Here is a 253-nt window from a genome sequence, read left to right on the forward strand (position 1 = left end):
GCTTTAGCATCTGCCGCTACAGCTTTATCGTCTGCTGCTTTCGCTGCATCTTTAGCTTCGCCTGCTTTCGCTAATGCATCTGCTGCATCTGTTGCCGCTTTACCGGCTTTAGTATCAGCTGCTACCGCTTTAGCATCTGCCGCTACAGCTTTATCGTCTGCTGCTTTCGCTGCATCTTTAGCTTCGCCTGCTTTCGCTAATGCATCTGCTGCATCTGTTGCCGCTTTACCGGCTTTAGTATCAGCTGCTACCG

General features: G+C 51.0%; 1 protein-coding gene. It reads right to left on the minus strand.

Features of this window, described 5'->3' with window-relative positions; translation table 11 throughout:
* Positions 1-253: hypothetical protein (locus ACTHUR_RS21800; protein WP_440400896.1), on the minus strand; the 253-nt coding region annotated here is incomplete at both ends.

It is taken from the genome of Neisseria sp. P0021.S007 (assembly GCF_051956855.1).